Raw genomic sequence first — 4,469 nt, forward strand, 5'->3', positions numbered from 1 at the left:
GTCGAGGAACAGCGTGAGGCGGCCCCCGCCGCGCCGCAGCGCGAGGTGGTGCCAGCGGCCGTCGTTGTGGGCGCGGTCGGTGCGCACCCCCGCCGAGCGCGGGGCCGCCCCGCCCTCTCGCGTGGTGATCAGTCCCTGGACGCGGCCGTTGCCGGGCTCGGCGCGCAGCCACACCTGGGGCTGAGTGGTGCCGACCCCGCCCATCCACAGCAGCGGCTGCTCCCCGTCGTCCGCCGAGTACCGGAACCACAGCGACGCCGTGAAGTCCCCTCCCCCGAGCGGAAGCCGCTCGTCGTACGGCAGGCGTACGGCGTCGTCGGCGCCGTCGAAGGAGAGCGCGCCGCCCACCGCGCCGTCCGTCGTGCCGGCGCCGCCGAGCACGGCCGCGGGCGCGGCACCCGCGGCGAGGTCGGGGGTGGTGGGGTCGGCGGCCCGGCGCGGCTGGAGCCAGTCCTCGGTGAAGCGCGCGAAGCGGATCTCGTCGCGGGCGTCCACCGCCCCGGCCTCGTACAGCAGGCCCACCGTCTCGTCGTCGACGGCCACCATGTCGGAGTAGCCGGACCAGTCCCGCGTGACGACGGTGCCGCGGTCCGCGCTGTCCCAGGTCGCGCCGCCATCGTAGGAGGAGCGGACCGTCATCGTCCGGCGGCGGTCGGGGTCGGCGGGGGCGGACAGCAGCATCCGGTCGCCGAGGCGGAGTACGGCACCCTGCACCTGCGGGGTGTACAGGTCCGGGAGGGCCTGGAAGGGCGCGGCGAAACTGTCGCCGGCGTCACGGCTGACGGCCAGGGTGCGGTGGCCGAGGTCGGTGCCGTTCTCCTCCCGGCCGGTGACCAGGAGCGAGCCGTCGGCGCGTTCGGTGAGGGTGACCTCGGACGGCTTCTGCCGGAACGTGCCGTCGGCGGCGACGGGCCAGGTGTCGGTGGCCCCGACCTTCCAGTGCTCGCCCCCGTCGTCGCTGACCGCGAGCGCGGCGTGGTTGGCGGTGACCCTCTCGCCGTCCCAGGTCTCGGCGTTGACGCCGACCACGAGCCGCCCGGGGTGGCTGCCGCCGGTGAGCTGGATGCCGTGCACGGGGCCGGTCGCGTACCAGGAGTTCCAGTCGGGCGGCAGGATGTCGGCGCTCAGGTCGCGAGGAGCGGACCAGTTGCGGCCGTCGTCGTCGCTGTACTGGAGGTGGGGAGTGCGGGCACAGGGCACCGCGCAGCCGGCGGCGTCCGTACGGCCGGCGTTGTACGTCTCCACCAGCAGGATCCGGCCGGTGGTGCGGTCCACGACCGGGGCGGGGTTGCCGTGGGTGTCGCCGCCGCCGTCGTTGACGACCTGGAGCGGTCCCCAGGTGCGTCCGCCGTCGGTGGAGCGCTTGACGACGATGTCGATGTCCCCGGCGTCCCCGCAGTCGAGGACGCGGCCCTCGGCGAAGGCCAGCAGGGTGTCGTCCGTCGTCCGCACGATCGCCGGGATGCGGAAGCAGGCGTAGCCCCCCGCGTCCTGGTCGGCCCTGAAGAGGACCTGCTGCTCCAACTCCGGCGCCCGGCTCCCGGATTCGGCGTGGGCGGAGAGCGTGGAGGCGGCCAGGGCGAAGAGGGAGACGAGGGCGAGCAGTGGGGAGCGCGGAAGCGTGCGGGGAGGTGACGGCATGGAACGGTCTGCCCTTCAGGCGGCTGGTCGGGAGCCGGTCGTCAGGACATCAGTACATCAGGACGTTCCTCGCCCGATACGTCCCGTGTGATCCGCGCGCGTGTCGTCCGACGGTGCCTCAGAAGGCTCCGGGCAAAGGAGAATCGAGACGGGGCCCCTGCGGCGCAGGGGGCGCTCCCCGCCGGTCGGGGCCCCGCCGCCGTGCCGCGGGACCGGGTCAGCCCTGGGCGGCCGCGGCCCGCAGGGCGACGCGGTCCTCACCCGCGTACACGTTCATGGAGCTGCCGCGCAGGAAGCCCACCAGGGTCAGCCCCGTCTCGGCGGCCAGGTCCACCGCGAGCGAGGACGGCGCCGACACCGCGGCGAGCACCGGGATGCCCGCCATCACGGCCTTCTGCGCCAGCTCGAACGAGGCCCGGCCCGACACCAGCAGGACCGACCGGGACAGCGGCAGGTCTCCGTTCTGGAGGGCGCGGCCGACCAGTTTGTCGACGGCGTTGTGCCGGCCCACGTCCTCCCGTACGTCCACCAGCTCACCGTCCCCGGTGAACAGGGCCGCCGCGTGCAGGCCGCCGGTCCGGTCGAAGACCCGCTGGGCGGCGCGCAGCCGGTCGGGCAGGCCCGCCAGCAGTTCCGGGGTGACGCGGACCGGGGGAGTGTCGGCGATGGGCCAGCGGGCCGTCGTACGCACCGCGTCCAGGCTGGCCTTGCCGCACAGGCCGCAGGACGAGGTCGTGTAGACGTTCCGCTCCAGCGTGATGTCGGGGATCGGCACGTCCGGGGTCGTCCGCACGTCCACGACGTTGTACGTGTTGGAGCCGTCGGCCGTCGCGCCCGCGCAGTACACGATGTTCTGGAGGTCGCGCTGCTCGGCGAGCACCCCCTCGCTCACCAGGAACCCGGCCGCGAGCGCGAAGTCGTCACCCGGAGTGCGCATCGTGATCGCGAGGGGCTTGCCGTTCAGCCGGATCTCCAGCGGTTCCTCGGCGACGAGCGTGTCGGGGCGGGTGGAGACCGCGCCGTCCCGTATGCGGATCACCTTGCGTCGTTCCGTGACTCGTCCCATGTCCGTGCCCCTTGTGCCGGTCAGTCCCGGTTCTGTACGTGCTGGTAGCCGAAGCGGCCCTTGATGCAGAGGTTGCCGTGGGTCACCGGGTTGTCGTGCGGTGAGGAAACCTTCACGATCTCATTGTCCTGCACGTGCAGGGTGAGGTTGCAGCCCACGCCGCAGTACGCGCACACCGTGGTCGTCTCCGTCTGCCGCGCCTGGTCCCAGGTGCCCGCCGCGCGCATGTCGAACTCCGACCTGAACGACAGGGCCCCCGTGGGACAGACCTCGATGCAGTTGCCGCAGTAGACGCACGCCGAGTCGGTCAGCGGGGCGTCCTGCTCGACCGAGATCCGGGCGTCGAAGCCGCGGCCGGAGACGGAGATCGCGAAGGTGTTCTGCCACTGCTCGCCGCAGGCGTCCACGCACTTGTAGCAGAGGATGCACTTGCCGTAGTCGCGTACGTACAGGTCGTTGTCGATCCTGGGTTCCTCGTCGACGCGGGCGGCGTCCGGGCCGAAGCGGTCGGGCTTCGCCTCGTACTCCTTGATCCAGCCAGCGACCGCCGGGGTCGTGGAGAGGTCGACCGACGAGGCGAGCAGTTCGAGGACGACCTTGCGGCTGTGCCGGGCGCGCTCGGTGTCCGTGCGCACCACCATGCCCGGCTCGGCCCTGCGTGAGCAGGCGGGCGCGAGGGTCCGGGCGCCCTCGACCTCCACCACGCAGACCCGGCAGGCGTTCTTCGGGGTGAGGGTGTCGCCCTCGCACAGGGTCGGGACGTCCTTTCCGGCGGTCCGGCAGGCGTCGAGGAGCGTCGACCCCTCGAGGACCCGGGCGTCCTGACCGTCGAGGGTGAACTCCACCAGCCGGCGCGGCACTCCGAGCGGTATCGCGGTCATTCGTAGGCCCCCAGACGGTCGATGGCGGATTCCACGGCGTTCCACGCGGTCTGCCCGAGACCGCATATCGAGGCGTCCCGCATCGCGCGGCCGACCTCGCGCAGCAGGGCGATGTCGTCGGCCGCGGCGGCACCCGTGCGCTCCACGATCCGGCGCAGCGCCTCCTCCTGCCGCACGGTCCCGACCCGGCACGGCACGCACTGCCCGCACGACTCGTCGCGGAAGAACTCCGCGACGCGCAGCAGCAGCCGGGGAAGCGGGACGGTGTCGTCGAAGGCCATGACGACACCGGAGCCGAGCGTCGTGCCGGCCTCCCGGGTGCCCTCGAAGGTGAGCGGGATGTCGAGTTCGTCGGGGCGTACGAAGCCGCCCGCCGCGCCGCCGAGCAGCACCGCCCGCAACCCTTCTCGCACCCCGGCGAGCGTGAGCAGCTCGCCCAGTGCGGCGCCGAACGGGAGCTCGTAGACGCCGGGGCGTTCCACGCTTCCCGACACGCAGTACAGCTTGGGGCCGGTGGACTTCCGGGTGCCGATCGCCGCGTACGCCGGGGCGCCCATGGTCAGGATCGGCAGCACGTTGACCAGTGTCTCGACGTTGTTCTCCACCGTCGGCTTGCCGAACAGGCCCTTCTCCACGGGGAACGGCGGCTTGGACCGGGGCTCGCCCCGGTAGCCCTCGATGGAGTTGAACAGGGCCGTCTCCTCGCCGCAGATGTACGCGCCCGCGCCCCGCCGGATCTCGATGTCGAAGGCGTAGCCCTGGCCGAGGACGTCGTCGCCGAGCAGGCCGCGGGTGCGGGCCTGCGTGATGGCGTGGGTGAGGCGGGCGAGGGCGCGCGGGTACTCGCCGCGGAGGTAGAGGTAGCCCTTGTGCGCGCCGGT

Annotated in this window: 4 protein-coding genes; all 4 read right to left on the minus strand. The window is 72.9% G+C overall.

All coding sequences use genetic code 11. The features are described 5' to 3' along the window. The coding region (locus tag EBH09_RS30435) for an exo-alpha-sialidase (RefSeq protein ID WP_121750095.1) at positions 1-1,641 on the minus strand (1,641 nt) is incomplete at its 3' end. 217 nt (positions 1,642-1,858) lie between these two features. Beyond that, positions 1,859-2,707, minus strand: a complete 849-nt coding sequence (fdhD, locus tag EBH09_RS30440; protein WP_121750096.1) for a formate dehydrogenase accessory sulfurtransferase FdhD — start codon at positions 2,705-2,707, stop codon at positions 1,859-1,861. Positions 2,708-2,727: 20 nt separating this feature from the next. Continuing rightward, the gene (locus EBH09_RS30445; protein WP_121750097.1) at positions 2,728-3,588 is read right to left on the minus strand and encodes a 2Fe-2S iron-sulfur cluster-binding protein; all 861 of its coding nucleotides are present in this window, start codon (positions 3,586-3,588) and stop codon (positions 2,728-2,730) included. Then, positions 3,585-4,469: NADH-ubiquinone oxidoreductase-F iron-sulfur binding region domain-containing protein (locus EBH09_RS30450; protein ID WP_274595152.1), on the minus strand; the 885-nt coding region annotated here is incomplete at its 5' end. The genes EBH09_RS30450 and EBH09_RS30445, both read right to left, overlap by 4 nt.

Origin of the sequence: Streptomyces sp. E2N166, from assembly GCF_003671715.1 — a bacterium.
GTDB lineage: Bacteria > Actinomycetota > Actinomycetes > Streptomycetales > Streptomycetaceae > Streptomyces > Streptomyces thinghirensis.